Source organism: Bacillus sp. AFS031507 (assembly GCF_002584635.1).
Taxonomy (GTDB): Bacteria; Bacillota; Bacilli; order Bacillales; family Cytobacillaceae; genus Neobacillus.
Genome location: NZ_NUOW01000030.1, coordinates 60,718 through 75,964 on the forward strand (window position 1 = coordinate 60,718; position 15,247 = coordinate 75,964).

Annotated in this window: 13 protein-coding genes and 1 pseudogene; 2 read left to right on the top strand and 12 right to left on the bottom strand. The window is 41.8% G+C overall.

All coding sequences use genetic code 11. The features are described 5' to 3' along the window. Positions 1 to 22: 22 nt before the first annotated feature. The 11 genes and pseudogenes from tgt to nadB all read right to left on the bottom strand — a co-directional run bounded on the left by tgt (position 23) and on the right by nadB (position 12,336). The gene (gene tgt, locus COE25_RS24045) at positions 23 to 1,162 is read right to left on the bottom strand and encodes a tRNA guanosine(34) transglycosylase Tgt (protein ID WP_088089121.1); all 1,140 of its coding nucleotides are present in this window, start codon (positions 1,160 to 1,162) and stop codon (positions 23 to 25) included. A 27-nt stretch (positions 1,163 to 1,189) separates the two neighbouring features. Continuing rightward, on the bottom strand, positions 1,190 to 2,218 hold the full coding sequence (gene queA / locus COE25_RS24050; RefSeq protein WP_098934421.1) for a tRNA preQ1(34) S-adenosylmethionine ribosyltransferase-isomerase QueA: 1,029 nt from the start codon (positions 2,216 to 2,218) through the stop codon (positions 1,190 to 1,192). Between the two features lie 29 nt (positions 2,219 to 2,247). Further along, entirely contained in the window at positions 2,248 to 3,252 is a 1,005-nt protein-coding gene (gene ruvB, locus COE25_RS24055) for a Holliday junction branch migration DNA helicase RuvB (RefSeq protein WP_098934422.1), read from the bottom strand. A gap of 10 nt (positions 3,253 to 3,262) precedes the next feature. Continuing rightward, positions 3,263 to 3,874, bottom strand: coding sequence for a Holliday junction branch migration protein RuvA (gene ruvA, locus COE25_RS24060; protein ID WP_088089124.1), 612 nt, complete (start codon positions 3,872 to 3,874; stop codon positions 3,263 to 3,265). Between the two features lie 318 nt (positions 3,875 to 4,192). Next, the gene (locus tag COE25_RS24065; protein ID WP_088089125.1) at positions 4,193 to 4,738 is read right to left on the bottom strand and encodes an intercompartmental signaling factor BofC; all 546 of its coding nucleotides are present in this window, start codon (positions 4,736 to 4,738) and stop codon (positions 4,193 to 4,195) included. A gap of 181 nt (positions 4,739 to 4,919) precedes the next feature. After that, positions 4,920 to 5,606 carry a YhcN/YlaJ family sporulation lipoprotein gene (locus COE25_RS24070; protein ID WP_179195924.1) on the bottom strand — a complete coding sequence of 229 codons (687 nt, stop codon included), beginning with the start codon at positions 5,604 to 5,606 and terminating at the stop codon, positions 4,920 to 4,922. Positions 5,607 to 5,711: 105 nt separating this feature from the next. Continuing rightward, positions 5,712 to 6,701 carry a phosphotransferase gene (locus COE25_RS24075; protein WP_088089127.1) on the bottom strand — a complete coding sequence of 330 codons (990 nt, stop codon included), beginning with the start codon at positions 6,699 to 6,701 and terminating at the stop codon, positions 5,712 to 5,714. Positions 6,702 to 8,538: 1,837 nt separating this feature from the next. Next, positions 8,539 to 8,673 (bottom strand): annotated as a pseudogene (gene safA, locus COE25_RS32375) (SafA/ExsA family spore coat assembly protein); the annotation flags it as partial. Positions 8,674 to 8,836: 163 nt separating this feature from the next. Further along, positions 8,837 to 9,934, bottom strand: coding sequence for a quinolinate synthase NadA (gene nadA, locus COE25_RS24085; RefSeq protein ID WP_098934423.1), 1,098 nt, complete (start codon positions 9,932 to 9,934; stop codon positions 8,837 to 8,839). Position 9,935: 1 nt separating this feature from the next. Further along, complete coding sequence (nadC, locus tag COE25_RS24090) at positions 9,936 to 10,784, bottom strand: carboxylating nicotinate-nucleotide diphosphorylase (RefSeq protein ID WP_098934424.1); 849 nt, start codon at positions 10,782 to 10,784, stop codon at positions 9,936 to 9,938. Continuing rightward, positions 10,753 to 12,336 (bottom strand): L-aspartate oxidase, encoded by a 1,584-nt coding sequence (nadB, locus tag COE25_RS24095; protein ID WP_098934425.1) that lies wholly within the window; start codon positions 12,334 to 12,336, stop codon positions 10,753 to 10,755. The genes nadC and nadB overlap by 32 nt, the downstream gene beginning before the upstream one ends. Before the next feature lie 204 nt (positions 12,337 to 12,540). Here nadB and COE25_RS24100 point away from each other — a divergent pair, with 204 nt between their 5' ends. Then, positions 12,541 to 13,692 carry an IscS subfamily cysteine desulfurase gene (locus COE25_RS24100; protein ID WP_257208943.1) on the top strand — a complete coding sequence of 384 codons (1,152 nt, stop codon included), beginning with the start codon at positions 12,541 to 12,543 and terminating at the stop codon, positions 13,690 to 13,692. A 54-nt stretch (positions 13,693 to 13,746) separates the two neighbouring features. Then, positions 13,747 to 14,283: a transcription repressor NadR gene (locus COE25_RS24105; protein WP_088089133.1), complete on the top strand. Its 537-nt coding sequence runs from the start codon at positions 13,747 to 13,749 to the stop codon at positions 14,281 to 14,283. A 53-nt stretch (positions 14,284 to 14,336) separates the two neighbouring features. Here the strand turns inward: COE25_RS24105 and pheA are convergent, their stop codons facing one another. Continuing rightward, a complete protein-coding gene (gene pheA / locus COE25_RS24110; RefSeq protein ID WP_098934427.1) occupies positions 14,337 to 15,194 on the bottom strand; it encodes a prephenate dehydratase in 858 nt (285 codons plus the stop codon). Positions 15,195 to 15,247 lie beyond the last annotated feature (53 nt).

Sequence of the window (15,247 nt, forward strand, 5' to 3'; positions counted from 1 at the left end):
CCCTCCTTTCAAAAATCATCTATTAGAAATTTTTCGCATTCGGTTTGTTAAAACCATATTGCTCAAAAAATTCTTCTCTAAAATCACCAAGCCTGTCTTCCATGATGGCTTGTCTGACTTTCTCCATTAATCTTAACAGAAAATAGAGATTATGGTAAGACGTTAAACGAATTCCAAATGTTTCGTCACATTTAATTAAGTGACGAATGTATGCACGGCTATAATTTCGGCAGGTATAGCAATCGCAATTTTCATCTAGCGGGCCAAAATCTCTCGTAAATTGTGCATTTTTTACAACAAGTCGGCCAGTGCTTGTCATCAATGTACCATTTCTGGCAATTCGTGTAGGCAGCACACAGTCGAACATATCAATTCCGCGGATTGAGCCATCGATTAATGAATCAGGTGATCCTACACCCATTAAATACCTTGGTTTATTTGTAGGTAAAAGTGGTGTCGTGTGTTCAAGCATGCGATTCATAATGTCCTTTGGCTCACCCACTGACAAACCACCAACCGCATAGCCAGGGAAGTCTAACGAAACAAGATCTTTCGCACTCTGCTTGCGAAGCTCCTCATATTCTCCCCCTTGGACGATTCCAAATAAGCCTTGGTCATTGGGACGGCCATGTGCATTTAAACAGCGCTCCGCCCATCGTGATGTTCTTTCGACAGACTTCTGCATATACTCATATGTTGCCGGGTATGGAGGGCATTCATCAAAGGCCATCATAATATCGGAACCAAGGGCATTTTGAATTTCCATCGCCTTTTCTGGTGATAAAAATAATTTTTCACCACTCATATGGTTACGGAAATGGACTCCCTCTTCTTCGATTTTACGGAATTCACTTAAACTAAAAACCTGGAATCCGCCCGAATCTGTAAGGATGGCTCGGTCCCAGTTCATAAATTTATGTAGTCCGCCTGCTTCTCTGATGATTTCGTGCCCCGGCCTGAGCCACAGGTGATAGGTATTACTTAAAATGATCCCCGCTCCCATTTCTTTTAAATCTTCGGGGGACATTGTTTTCACAGTTGCCAGCGTTCCTACCGGCATAAATGCAGGGGTATCAAACGAACCGTGCGGGGTATGGACTCTGCCAAGCCTGGCCCCCGTTTGTTTACATGTCTTGATTAATTCATAACGAATCGCAGTCAAATTTTATTCTCCTTCCTTATGTACCTCTTAGATGATGAACATTGCATCGCCAAAGCTAAAAAAACGATACCGCTCTGTAACGGCAGTTTGATAAGCATGTAAAACATGTTCTCTGCCTGCTAACGCGCTGACGAGCATAATCAGGGTTGATTTTGGCAAATGAAAGTTCGTTATCATGCCATCAATTGCTTTAAATTCGTACCCTGGGTAAATAAAAATATTGGTCCAGCCGCTGCCCTCGATAAAACGTCCATCATTTGCGGAGGCAATCGTTTCAAGGGTTCGTGTTGAGGTAGTCCCAACGGTAATAATTCTGCCCCCATTGCTGCGTACCTCGTTAAGCAAACGTGCTGTCCCCTCTGTGACGATATAAAATTCGGAGTGCATATCGTGTTCCAATACATCATCTACACTTACAGGACGGAAGGTTCCGAGCCCTACATGAAGGGTAATAAAGGCGATATGAACACCTTTTTCTTTAATCTCTTCTAATAAGCTGTCTGTAAAATGAAGCCCTGCCGTTGGTGCCGCGGCTGAACCAGGTTCACGGGCAAACACGGTCTGATACCTATCCCGGTCCTCGAGCTGCTCTTTTATGTAGGGAGGAAGCGGCATTTCACCTAATTGGTCAAGGACCTCATAAAAAATACCCTCATATTTAAAATCTAATATTCTCCCGCCATGGTCCGAGGTCCCTGTGCAAACGGCCGTAAGAAGGCCATCACCGAAATCTATTTCCGTTCCTTCTTTTACTCTTTTTGCAGGCTTGATAAGTGTCTCCCATTGATCACCTTCCAGCTGCTTCAAGAGTAAGACTTCTATTTTTGCACCTGTATCTTTTTTGACGCCAAAAAGACGTGCTGGTAGTACCTTGGTATCATTTAAAACAAGGCAATCTCCTTCACGCAAATAGTCGATAACATTTTTAAAAACTTCATGCTTTATTTCGCCTGATTCCTTATCTAGGACCATTAATCTGCTATCCGTCCGATTATGAAGCGGAACCTGTGCAATTAATTCCTCAGGCAAATGAAAATCAAACAAATCTACCTTCATATTATGACACCCTAATCTTTATTTAATAATCAATCAGTGGCAGGCGAATCCATCCCAAAATGGTGATAGACCAATGGGGTTACCACCCTGCCCCGTGGAGTTCTTTGCAAAAAGCCAATTTGTAATAAATAAGGTTCATACACATCTTCAATCGTTTCGGCTTCTTCCCCAATCGATGCGGCAATAGTGTCAAGTCCGACAGGGCCGCCGCGGAATCTCTCGATAATGCCCTTCAGCAGTTTATGGTCGATATGGTCTAAACCAAGTCGATCTACTTGGAGGAGTTCGAGTGCTTCTCGCGCTAGGGCCAGCTCAATCGTCCCATTCCCTCTTACTTGGGCAAAATCTCTAACCCGGCGTAGAAGACGATTCGCAATTCTCGGCGTCCCTCGTGATCTCCTGGCTATTTCTGATGCTGAGAGGTCATCGATTTCGGTACCGAACACTTCCGCTGTTCGCAGGACAATATTTTTTAATTGATCTTCCTTATAATACTCGAGTCGGCTTAAAACTCCAAACCGGTCTCTTAAAGGAGCTGATAGGGAGCCTGCCCTTGTTGTCGCTCCAACAAGCGTAAAGGGTGGGAGTTCGAGGCGGACTGATCTCGCACTTGGGCCTTTACCAATGACAATATCAAGACAAAAATCTTCCATCGCTGGGTAAAGTACCTCTTCAATCGTCCTTTGCAGGCGATGAATTTCATCAATAAATAAAACGTCCCCAGGTTCGAGTGCGGTAAGAATCGCAGCTAAATCACCAGGCCTTTCAATCGCAGGTCCTGAAGTGGTGCGGATGTTCACGCCCATTTCATTGGCGATAATGACAGCGAGTGTTGTTTTCCCTAATCCGGGCGGACCATAAAGGAGCACATGGTCTAACGTTTCCTTACGCATTTTTGCTGCCTTAATATAAATATCAAGATTTTCCTTTACTTGATCCTGTCCGATGTATTGTCTTAAGGTTTGCGGCCTAAGGCTTTGTTCTATGCTGATTTCACTCTCATTGACTTCATTCGAAATAATTCGGTCATCCATGAATCATCACCTATTTTAAAAGCCGCTGAAGGGCTTTCTTAATGTATTGGTCCGTTGACATTTGTTCCTTTCTTAACTCAGGTGAAATCTTTTTGATTTCTTTTTCGGAATACCCCAATGCTTTCAGAGCAAGAATGGCTTCTTCCAAGTTCGAGTTGTTTGCTTGTGTATGTAAGTGAAGTTGGTCGGTATTAAATAAATTGGGGAAATAGTCGGGAACGATATCCTGCAATTTTCCTTTTAGGTCCAATATCATTTGCCGGGCTGTTTTTTTGCCAACCCCGGGGAATTTGACTAGGAAGCTTTCATCTTCGTTTTCAACGGCGGTAACCACCTGTTGTACTTCACCGGAAGCAAGGATGGCCAACGCCCCTTTTGGACCGATTCCTGATACATTTAGTAATTTTGTAAAAAGCTTTTTCTCTTCTCTTGTTTCGAAACCGTACAGGGCCATTACATCCTCACGAACGTAGTGGTAGGTATAGACGGTTACCATTGTTTCCATTTTACTAGCATAAATAAACGGATTGGGTGTAGATATTTGATAGCCAATGCCGCTGTTCTCGACAACTATATATTCTGGTCCGACAAAATCGACGGTCCCTTTTATAAATTCGTACACTACATTCTCTCCCCTAGTTTTTCACTGTATTTCATTCTATCATACAATTTTAGGTTAGTTGTAGAAAATAGGCTGGTAGACGAAACATCAAACTATTCGGAATTCGGGATTCGCTCATTGAACGACGAAATTCGCTCATAAAACCTCAAAATTCGCCCATTGGATTGCGGCATTCGCCCATTAAACCTCAAAATTCGCCCATTAAACTCTATTTTCCGCTAATAAATCATTTAGATTCACAAAATTACGACTCGAACAAGGAGAATTCAAAAAAAAACCAGGCTGAAGTGGCGGCATCAGTCTGATTCGGTGATATTACTATTCTTTTTTTAAAGAATAAGGCTTAAATGTCTCTAAAACTTCAACATATCGATCTTTTGTTTTGATTGGTATGCCTTGAAGAAGTTCTTCTTGCTTCGTACTTTCCAACTTCTTAATATCTATTTGAAAAAATGATTGAATAATTCTCAATTGGTCCGGTCTTCCATTAAAAATGCTCAATACATTATCTTCTGTTATCCCAAAAAATCCATTTGCTTTAAGCAATGGTGATATGTCATTGACCTGTTTCCGAAATACCATTGTCGATTCATCGATATCAGTCAGCTGCCATTGGTCATATTTCGCCCAGAAATTCTCGGCAGACCAGCAAGTCTCGTGGACTACTTCTTGACTTATTTCTCCATCTAAATAGACCTTTTCCAAAATAACGGTCATGTGTAAAGGTTCAGTCTTTTTCTGGGTATCATTTTGTGAAGCAGCGGCGATAATGGTCATTCCTTTGGCATTAAAAATAAACATGAAGAGAAGAACAGCGAATCCGGCGAGACTATACCGATACCATGCCATCCACTTAAACCTCATGCTACTCACCTCTTATTGTTAAAAATTGAACAATCTTTCCAGTACTAGTTTAGCCTTATTTTGCCTTTTTATCCTTCATTCAATATTAAAAGGGCAAAGCTCGTAAGCTTTGCCCTCTCCAGGCATTACCTTCCTGATAGAAGGCAAAGCTCGAAAGCTTTGCCCTCTACCGCGGAAGGAATTACCTTCCGCCCTTTTCGCGCTGACTATCTTTGTTGAAATTGCGGTCGCGGCCAAGGGTTCCTTCATCGGTTATGACCTTTACCGTTCTTCCGTTTGCATAGGGCCTCACAGCTCTTTTAATTGCACTTTTTGTAGCAGAGGCTTTATCTTGATCATTTAACACCACTGAAACAATGACAGTATTTCCATAAGCGACGGATCTTACGGTCTGTACATTTGGAATCGCTTCTACTTTGTTTCTGACTTTATTAGTAAAATTATCCTGGAAGTCAGGGTCCGTAACAACCCCGGCATTTCCATTTTTTACATTCAGATGACCGTGATAGTTCATATCGCTTGTACTAAAACGATTATCGCGTTGGAAAAAATTACGGTCTTTGGAAGCTAAAGGTGATGATGGATTCTTTGGATTTCCATTTTCGTCTCTTAATTGAAGCTGCCTTCTTCTGTTTTCATTTGTAACTTGATCCTCATCCCCAAGAGAATGGTCCATCATTTCCGTTATTGCCCCGTCATCATCTCTAAATAAATCGTTATCTGAAGTTGGGTGGTTTTCATTGGAATAATATCCAACCGGCCTTAACGAGTTCTTGTTAACACCCGCACGATTATTATCATTTGCACATCCAGCCAGCCCCAACATCAATGCGGCTGAAAGAGGAATCATCCACTGCTTCTTGTTCAAGCGAAAAACCCCCTCCATTAACATCCTGAGCATGAGCTTAACATGCTCATTAATAGGGTGTTATTTTCGGGGGGATTTCATTCAGACGGAAAATTCCAAAGCTGCTCAGTCCAATAACTCCTTTAAGTGGTCAATAAACTTTTTTCTTGCATAAAACTGACTAATGGTTAAGTCCATTACCTGTTTATATTTTGTATGATCTGTGTACGATTTTTCACGGATCATTCGATTCCATTCCCGAAAAATATCAGCGGGATAGGCTAAGGCAAATATAAAAGCCTCTTCGTGTAAGTATTTCTTAATTTGTTTAAGGCTCGACAGTCTTTCAAATGACCAATCGATAAAAGGCAAAATCCGGTTTGCATATTGTAAATAATCAAATGATGCGGGTCCGATACTAATTAAATCGAAATCAATGAGATGTAACTGCCCCTCTGTATCCCTTAAAAAGTTATGATTGGCTACATCCCCATGCAATATGACGGTTGGTTCTTTTTGAAAAAAAACACGATTATTTTCCATACCTTCAAGTGACCAGTTTGCCCAAGACAACATTTCCGAGATGAAGGGTTCATTGATAAAATACCCAAGATAGGGAAGATTATTGGAGAAAACATTTAACCTTTCAGTCCATTTTTCAATAAGGTGCCCTTTTGGCAGTAAGGTTCGATAGCGTGATTCAAACGAAGCTGTGGTTTGGTGAAATTGCTCTAATAACTCCATTCCTTCTTGGCGATTTTTATGAGTATGAAAAGAAAATACGTTTTTATTCGGCGGAATGTACTCCATACATCCGAAGTAAGTTCCCTCAAAAAAAAGCTGGTCTCTCACTGGGGATGTTAAAAACAAATATGTCTTTTTAAATCCTTCTTTTTTCAATGTTGCTGTAAAGGCTTCTTGGAGTCTAAGTCTACTGTTGGTATGATACCCTTTTATGACATAATCATTTTTATCTGTTCTTAAAAAAATAACGGATTTTCGAATCGGAATCATCTGAAGGATTCTATCATAGAACTGTGATTGAAAATAAGAGAGGAGACGATCAAAATAATCATCGTCTCCCTTTTTATTATTTGCTGTATTAAAGGCTCTCATCTTGGTAACCCGGCATACCGTAAGGACTTGTTCCAACCGGACCCATACCATATGGATTCATATAAGGAGGCTGTGCAGCATTAACAGGTCCTGTATATGGTGCGCTATAGATTGGCGGCGTAGGCGGTACAAAGTTCGGTGGCATGGCTGCCGGCTGCGGTGTGGCTTCTGGTCCAGGTATTCCAGCTGGTGAAGCTCCACAGCCGCAATCCCCCAGCGCTCCGGTTCCTACTGGTAACCCCTGCGTTGGATTTGGCTGCTGCATGAATGGACTTGGTCCCGCCATTTCTGGTGTTCCAAAGCCTGCAGGTGCACTCATTGGATCACCCATCTGCGGGTATCCATATGGCATTTGGCCATATGGTGCGCCCATTCCATACGGATTAGCCATTGCTGGATTTCCGAACAGGTCTCCATGCATTACCGGAGGTCGAACAAAGTCAGTTGGGTTTTGTGGTGTCTCGAATCCTGAAGGGCTTTCCATTGGATAACCTGTTGGCATTTGGCCATATCCTCCTGGCATTTGCTGGTCATAGCCCGCTGGCATTTGACCATATCCTCTTGGCACTTGTTGGTCATACCTTGCTGGCATTTGACCGTATCCTGCTGGCATTTGCTGACCAAAGCCCGCTTCAATTTGACCAAAGCCCGCTGGCATTTGACCATATCCCCCTGGCGTTTGCTGGCCATATCCCGCTGGCATTTGACCATATCCTCCTGGCATTTGTTGGCCATATCCTGCTGGCATTTGACCATATCCTCCTTGCATTTGATGGTCATAGCCCGCTGGCGTTTGACCATATCCTCCTGGCATTTGTTGGCCAAAACCTGCTGGCATTTGTTGGCCAAAACCTTGTGGCATTTGACCATATCCTGCTGGGGCCATTGAAGAGTAACCCATTGGCTGCTGTGGTGATTGCGCACCCATTACTGCGCTCGGGTTATACGCTGGGTTCATAACAGGCAGCTGCGGCATAAAGGATGATGATTCATCATGGAACGGCGGCGCTACAAACGATGCACCTGCAACTGACGGAGCATTACCAGGATATCCACTTGGCTGCATTGGCATCGACATACCACCATCTTGCATTTGTTGATAAGGCATTGGCATCGACATACCACCATCTTGCATTTGCGAGTAAGGCATTGGCATCGGCATACCCCCACCTTGCATTTGCGGGTAAGGCATGAATGGGTTCATTTCCATCGGGAAACCAGCTCCAAATGGTGGACAGAATCCTGGGCCAGGCATAACTGGCGTAACTGGTACACAATAATCTTGTTGCGGTGCCACTTCTACAGGTGCTTCCATGACTGGTGGTGGAGCATAAACAATATTCTCTTTTATTGGAGTCTCTTTTATTGGTACTTCTTTGATTGATACTTCTTTGATTGGCATTTCTTTTTTTGGTACTTCTTTGATTGGCACTTCTTTTTTTGGTACTTCTTTTATCTCAGGAAGTATATTGGCAGGTTTAGGCGGCTGTTGAACAGTCATATTTTGCATGTTCATCATGTAATAATTGTTGATATCTATTTCTGGGACTATTTGTAGAGGCATTTTTGGAGTATAAGGTACTTTTGGTACTTCTTTAATAATTGGTGCTTCCTTAATTGGTGCTTCTTTAATTGGTGCTGCTTTTATCGGTGCCTCCTTGATGGGAGCTTCCTTGATTGGTGCTGCCTTAATCGGTGCTTCTTTTACGGGTTTCTCTTTGACTAACGGTTGCTCAGCAAGCGGCTTTTCTTTCTTAACTCCTAAGTTGATTGTTGTACCTGGTTTTGTTCCCATCGGTGCTTCCTTTTTTATCGTTCCACCTGAAGTTGGGACCTTTAATTTCATACCGGGCATAATCATATCAGGGTTGCTGAGCTGTGAATTCATCTTTTTCAGCTCTTCAAAATTCACGCCGTACTTCTTGGCAATCTTCCAAAGAGTATCCCCTTTCTGTACGATATGGATCTTCACTCTGATTTCCCCTCCTATGGCATAAGTCCATATAGTCTATGTGAAAATGGGCAAAGTGCTATCCTTCTTCACAAAAACTTATGCTATTTTTCAAAAGAATATGAATCCCCCCTAAAATATAAAAAAGATGCAATCAGGTAAATTGCATCTTTTTTAACATTTATTATGAATTTTTTAACATCCGTTCAAGCGCTAATTTTGCATTTTCAGCAATCTCAGGACTTACTTTAATAATATTATTTGTCTCTTCTAGTGTATCTAGGCTCCAAACTAAATGCGGCAGATCAATTCGGTTCATGGTTAGACACGGACACATATGCGGATTTAACGAGATGATCTTTTTATCAGGGTGATTTTTTATTAAGCGATTGACAAGATTCATCTCCGTTCCAATCGCCCAAGCTGTTCCGGGCTCAGCACTTTCAATCGCTTTGATAATATAACTTGTTGATCCGGCCATATCCGCTAACTCCACTACCTCACGGCGGCATTCCGGATGAACGATAATTTTCATATCAGGATATTGACTGCGTGTATCGCTAACATTTTGGACAGTGAAATTCTCATGAACCGAGCAATGCCCTTTCCAAAGGATTACTTTAATTTTTGAAAAATCACCTTCGTATTCCAGGACATGATTAATTGGATTCCAAATCGCCATTTCGTCTAAACCTACGCCTAAATCAGCGGCAGTATTTCTGCCTAAATGCTGATCTGGTAAAAATAAAATCCGTTCTTTCATTTCAAATGCCCACTTAACCATCGTCTCTGCATTGGAGGAAGTGACCGTAGCCCCGCCATGTGCACCAACAAATGATTTAATTGCTGCGGTTGAATTGACATATGTTAATGGAAGAATCGTGTCTCCGAATATTTCCTGAAGCGATTCCCATGCTCTTTCTGTTTGCTGGATATCCGCCATATCAGCCATCGAACAACCTGCGCGCATATCAGGCAAGATCACCCTTTGCTTTTCACTTGTTAATATATCTGCTGTTTCTGCCATGAAATGTACACCACAGAAAACAATAAATTCAGCTTCTGTATTTTCAGCTGATAATTGTGCAAGTTGCAGGGAATCACCTGTCGCATCAGCAAACTGAACCACTTCGTCTTTTTGATAATGATGACCTGGAATAAACAGACGTGAACCGAGCTGTTTCTTTACCTCAATCACACGGTTTTCGAGTTCTTCTCTCGTCATTTGCTTGTATTTTTCAGGAATCATGATATTTTTTTGTAATGTAGCCAAAATATTCATTTTACTCATCTCCCTTATTCCAAAGTACTTTTACACTTATGTCGAGTGCTTTATATGAATGAGTTAAGTATCCAAGTGAGATATAATCTACACCTGTATCCCGAAAATCAGCAATATTGGCTAATTGGATTCCGCCTGAGGCTTCGGTAATGATGTTAGCTGGGACTAATTTTATCAATTCCTTAATTTCGTCAGGGGTCCGATTATCAAACATGATGACATCCGCCCCTGCATTTACGGCTTCAATCACTTGTGCTTCCGACTCCGTTTCCACTTCAACCTTCACCATATGACCGGCATTTTTGCGAATCGCTTCTACCGCCTTGGTAATCGAGCCGGCAAACGAAATGTGGTTGTCTTTAATCATGACCCCATCGTATAATCCAAAACGGTGATTAAAACCGCCCCCAGTGCGAACAGCGTATTTTTCAAGCATTCGGAGTCCCGGCGTAGTTTTCCGTGTATCACAAATTTTTGTATGTCCACTATCAAGGGTGGTAACTGTTTGACGAGTTAAGGTAGCAATCCCGCTCATCCGTTGGATAAGATTAAGGATGACTCTTTCCCCTTTTAATAAATCAGCTATTTTTCCAGAGACATGTGCTAACTTATCGCCGTATTTGATTGCTTGACCATCCTTCACAAACACTTGAGTTGAAATTTCGTTATTTAACAGCTGAAATCCGGTTTTGATAATTTCTTCTCCACAAAAAACACCATCATCTTTTGAAAGAAAAACAATTTCCCCATTTGTATCATCACCAAAGATTAGATCGGTCGTAATATCCTGTTCCCCGATATCTTCCATAAAAAATTTCTCAAGTTGCGAGCGCAGTTTCAATGTGTTCATTGGACTTCTCCATTCCCTGATTATAGTTATGAATAATTGTTTTCCTTAACCAACTGTGATTTTCTTCTTTCGGATAATCACTTCTGAAGTGACCGCCCCGACTCTCTGTCCGCTTCAATGCAGATTCTGTGATTAGATTGGCGATGATCAGCATAAAAACCTTGGTCATGTCTTGTGTTGAACAAGTATCTAAATGGATCTTTTCGGCCTTATATTGAGAAACCCAAGCTTGCTGCTTTTTCAGATTTGCTTTATTTCGGACAATTCCAACCCGTTCCATCATTAATGCTTTAATCTTTTCAATGGATGGCAAATTCATTTTTTCTTCCTTCGTTGGATAATAAAAATAATCCTGCACGAAAACTTGTGATTCTTCACCCGCTTCATTGATCCATTTCGACAACTGTTCCCCTTGAAATAATCCCTCTAATAAGGAATTACTAGCTAAACGATTCGCACCGTGCAATCCCGTGCAGGAGGCTTCCCCGATCGCATAAAGCCCATCAATTGAAGATCGTCCAATTAAATCGGTTTTAATTCCTCCCATTAAAAAATGACTTCCGGGTGCGACAGGGATTTTCCCATCCGTGATACGGATTCCATTGTCCTCACAAATAGAAGTAATCGAAGGGAATCTTTTACTAAATTCTTTAATTTTGCTTATATCCAAATAAATTTGTTTGCCTTTTTTTATAAATTCATAGATCCGTTGCGAGACCACATGCCTCGGGCCAAGATCTTTTAAGGGGTGGACACCCTCCATAATAGGAGTACCATCCTCGGTAACAAGGGTCGCCCCTTCTCCCCTAACGGCTTCAGAAATTAACCCCTTTGTTTCACCGTTTATAGATAAAAGCGTAGGGTGAAATTGAATAAATTCCATATCAACGAGATCAGCACCGGCTAAATAAGCCATCGCAATTCCATCGCCGCTGACTGTTTTAGCGTTAGAAGTGTAGGTATATAGTTGTCCGCAGCCGCCTGTCGCGATAATGACATGATTGCCGTAAAACCTTTGAATCGCACCTGTTGATATTTTAGCTTTAACACCTACACAACGTTTCTGTTCGGAATTTAGCAGTAATTCATAGGCGAAGACATTCTCTTCGACCGTGATATTTTTCTTAAGCTTGAGCTGACTGATCAGAAACTCCATGACGTTTTTGCCAGTGGCATCGCCACCGCCATGTACAATTCTCTTTTCGCTGTGAGCCCCTTCCATCCCAAGAAACAATTCCCCCGTTGGATCTTTATCAAATATATCCCCTTGGCGAGCAATGTTCTTGATCAGATCCGGTGCGGCATTAATGACTTGCTGAACAGCCTCTTGATTGTTGTGAAATCTTCCCGCTTCCAGCGTATCGACAATATGTTTAGAAGGGTGGTCATTTGTACCCAACGCTGCCGCAATCCCACCTTGGGCCAGATACGAATTTGCCGTTCGTAATTTCCCCTTTGTGAGAATTCTCACATTCAATTCATTATTTAATTGTACAGCCAGCTGTAAAGCGGCTATTCCACTTCCAATAATTAATACATCGTTATTTGTCATCAAATAATCCTCCTGACCTAACAGGTGTCTTGACATATATATTTACATAGATTTAAACTAAAAACAAGTATTTTTATAGAAAAGTAGAAATGCACGGTGTTAAACTTGGCTGTTGATTGCAGCGTAGGGCGCTTCGATCAACCTGGACTTTAAAATCAACAATGACCTTTACCACAACCAAAAAAATTCGAGTATTGGAGATGTATGATGAAATATTTTGATTTTGCAGCAACAACTCCATTAGACCCTGAAGCAGCCGAAGTGTATTTGAAAGTTGCCACTGAATACTTTGGCAATTCCAGCAGCCTCCATGATATCGGAGGGCAATCAGCTGCCTTACTTGAAAATTGCCGCGAAGAACTGGCTAATCTAGTTGGGGTTGATAAAAATGGGATATTCTTCACTAGTGGTGGATCTGAGGGGAATTTTTTAGCAATAGAAGCCTTGTTATCCTCCCCAAAAAAGAAAGGAAACCATATTATCGCAGGTGTGGCGGAACATTCATCCGTTCATGGTGCCCTTAACAGACTAAAGGAAACTGGCTATGACATCACATTGCTTCCGTTACATTCAAATGGTTTGATCAATCTTGAACAACTTGAAAAGTCGATTACACCAGAAACCATACTAATCACCCTGCAGCATGTTAATTCTGAGATTGGGACGATCCAGCCAATCGCTGAAATCGCTAAAATTTGCCAGGCCCACCATATTCATCTGCACAGCGATTTTGTTCAATCTTTTGGAAAAATGGATCTAAAATCAATTGCTCCGCATGTCAGCAGTTTTTCTTTTTCCGGGCATAAAATATATGGACCCAAAGGGATTGGGGGCGTCTATGTTCATCCCCGTATTAAATGGCAGTCGTTTTTTCCAGGGACCTCTCATGAAAAAGGATTCCGCCCAGGCACGGTCAATGTACCTGCAATTGCCGCGATGACAGTCGCCGCACAGAAAATAACCGGAAACTTGCAAGCGGATCATAATAAATATCAATTGTTGCGGAAAGCTTTTATGGATTCGCTTGAGCCCATTAAGGACCAAGTGAAGATTTATCAAGGTGGCCAAGGTTCGCAGCTCGCTAGTATTATCGGGCTTCGGATTTCCGGAATTGAGGGCCAATGGATGATGCTGGAATGCAATCGATTAGGGTTTGCGATTTCAACCGGCAGCGCCTGTCAGATTGGCATGCAGTCCCCGGCCAAAGTCACGCAGGCACTAGGATTAACGACTGAAGAAGCTAAAGAGTTTATCCGCATCTCTTTTGGCCATTCCACTAGCTTGGAGGATGTTATTCAACTTGGGGAAAGTATGGTTAAAATCGTGAATGCATTCAAGGCCGTTTCCGTTATATAAAAAATTTAAACTGTGCTAAAATAGGTAAACAGCAATAGAAATAGGAGGAATTATATGGTCGAGCAAAAAAAAATATTGGGAGAGGAAAGGAGGTCTTTAATTCTACAACAGTTAAAAGATAGCCCTGTCCCGCTGACAGGAAGTGAACTTGCCAATCGAACCAATGTAAGCAGACAGGTGATCGTCGGGGATATCACTCTTCTTAAGGCTAAAAATGAACCCATTATTGCAACCAGCCAAGGGTATATTTATTTAAAGCAAAACTCCAGCACTTATTCCTTTGAAAGAACAATCGCATGCAGACATTTACCGGAAGACACAGAAAGGGAGCTAAATCTGCTAGTTGACCATGGTGTGTTAGTGAAAGATGTAAAAATTGAACACACGGTTTACGGAGATTTGACCGCATCGATTATGGTTTCAAATCGCCAAGAAGTTAAACAATTCTTGGAAAACATGCAAAAAACCAAAGCTTCCTTATTATCTGAGTTAACGGAAGGAATCCACCTTCATACCATTTCAGCCTCAAGCACCCAAGTCTTAGATAAAGCCGAAGCAGCCCTTAAGGCAGAAGGTTTTATGATTGAATAGAGCCTTGATAGACAGAACAATAAAGGACCCGAAATTCTCGGGTCCTTTATTTATTAATCCAATTTCACCATAACGGATGGATAGCTTCCTAATAATTTAACACTACAGCCTAATGCCTCTAACTCAGCCATTGCTCCAGGTATCAATACCTCATCAAATTCCATTTCGATATCAATAATGAAAAAGTAATTGCCAATTCCAGTTTTCATCGGCCGAGATTCAATTTTTGATAAGTTTAACTTTCTCCAGGCGAACGCTGATAACACTTGATGAAGGGCTCCCGCTTGGTCGTCCTCAGGCAATGTAACCATCAGTGTCGTTTTGTAATGGGATGAACCACTCATGGCCTGGAAATCAAAATTCTCTTTTGTTAGGACCACAAACCGCGTGTGATTATGGTCAAAATCATGGATGTTTCTTTGGACTATCGCCAACCCATATTCTTTCGCCGCTAATTCATTCGCAATCGCGGCCGCTTTTAAGTCAGGCTGTTCCATTACCATTTGCGCCGCTGCTGCAGTGGAAGACACACTCTCAAACGGCACTCCTTTTAATTGATTATGTAAAAATTTATGGCACTGGGCAATCGCATGGGAGTGGCTGTATACCTTACTCACATCACGCCAATTGTCCATATTATCAGGATGAACCATCAAATGCTGCTTAATGGGTAACGTAATTTCACCAATAATCGGGATCTGAACAACATGTGTTAAATAATCAAGTGTAATATTTACAGAGCCTTCCAAAGCGTTCTCAATTGGAACGACAGCAAGATCCACTTCTTTATCTACGATGGCATCGACACTTGCAGGAATCGTCTGATAGGGCACAATTTCAAATCCTTGAAAAACCTTTTTCACTGCTAACTCTGTGAATGTAGCCTTTGGTCCTAAATATCCAACCTTCACTATTTCCCCACTCCCCTTATTTTTTTAAAAAGAAAGCTGAGAGCCGGTTGTAG

Excerpts from the sequence above, each read along its gene's own strand:
- queA (WP_098934421.1), bottom strand. The coding sequence starts at position 2,218 with ATGAAGGTAGATTTGTTTGATTTTCATTTGCCTGAGGAATTAATTGCA.
- ruvB (WP_098934422.1), bottom strand. The coding sequence starts at position 3,252 with ATGGATGACCGAATTATTTCGAATGAAGTCAATGAGAGTGAAATCAGC.
- COE25_RS24065 (WP_088089125.1), bottom strand. The coding sequence starts at position 4,738 with ATGAGGTTTAAGTGGATGGCATGGTATCGGTATAGTCTCGCCGGATTC.
- COE25_RS24075 (WP_088089127.1), bottom strand. The coding sequence starts at position 6,701 with ATGAGAGCCTTTAATACAGCAAATAATAAAAAGGGAGACGATGATTAT.
- nadA (WP_098934423.1), bottom strand. The coding sequence starts at position 9,934 with ATGAATATTTTGGCTACATTACAAAAAAATATCATGATTCCTGAAAAA.
- nadC (WP_098934424.1), bottom strand. The coding sequence starts at position 10,784 with ATGAACACATTGAAACTGCGCTCGCAACTTGAGAAATTTTTTATGGAA.
- nadB (WP_098934425.1), bottom strand. The coding sequence starts at position 12,336 with ATGACAAATAACGATGTATTAATTATTGGAAGTGGAATAGCCGCTTTA.
- COE25_RS24100 (WP_257208943.1), top strand. The coding sequence starts at position 12,541 with ATGATGAAATATTTTGATTTTGCAGCAACAACTCCATTAGACCCTGAA.
- COE25_RS24105 (WP_088089133.1), top strand. The coding sequence starts at position 13,747 with ATGGTCGAGCAAAAAAAAATATTGGGAGAGGAAAGGAGGTCTTTAATT.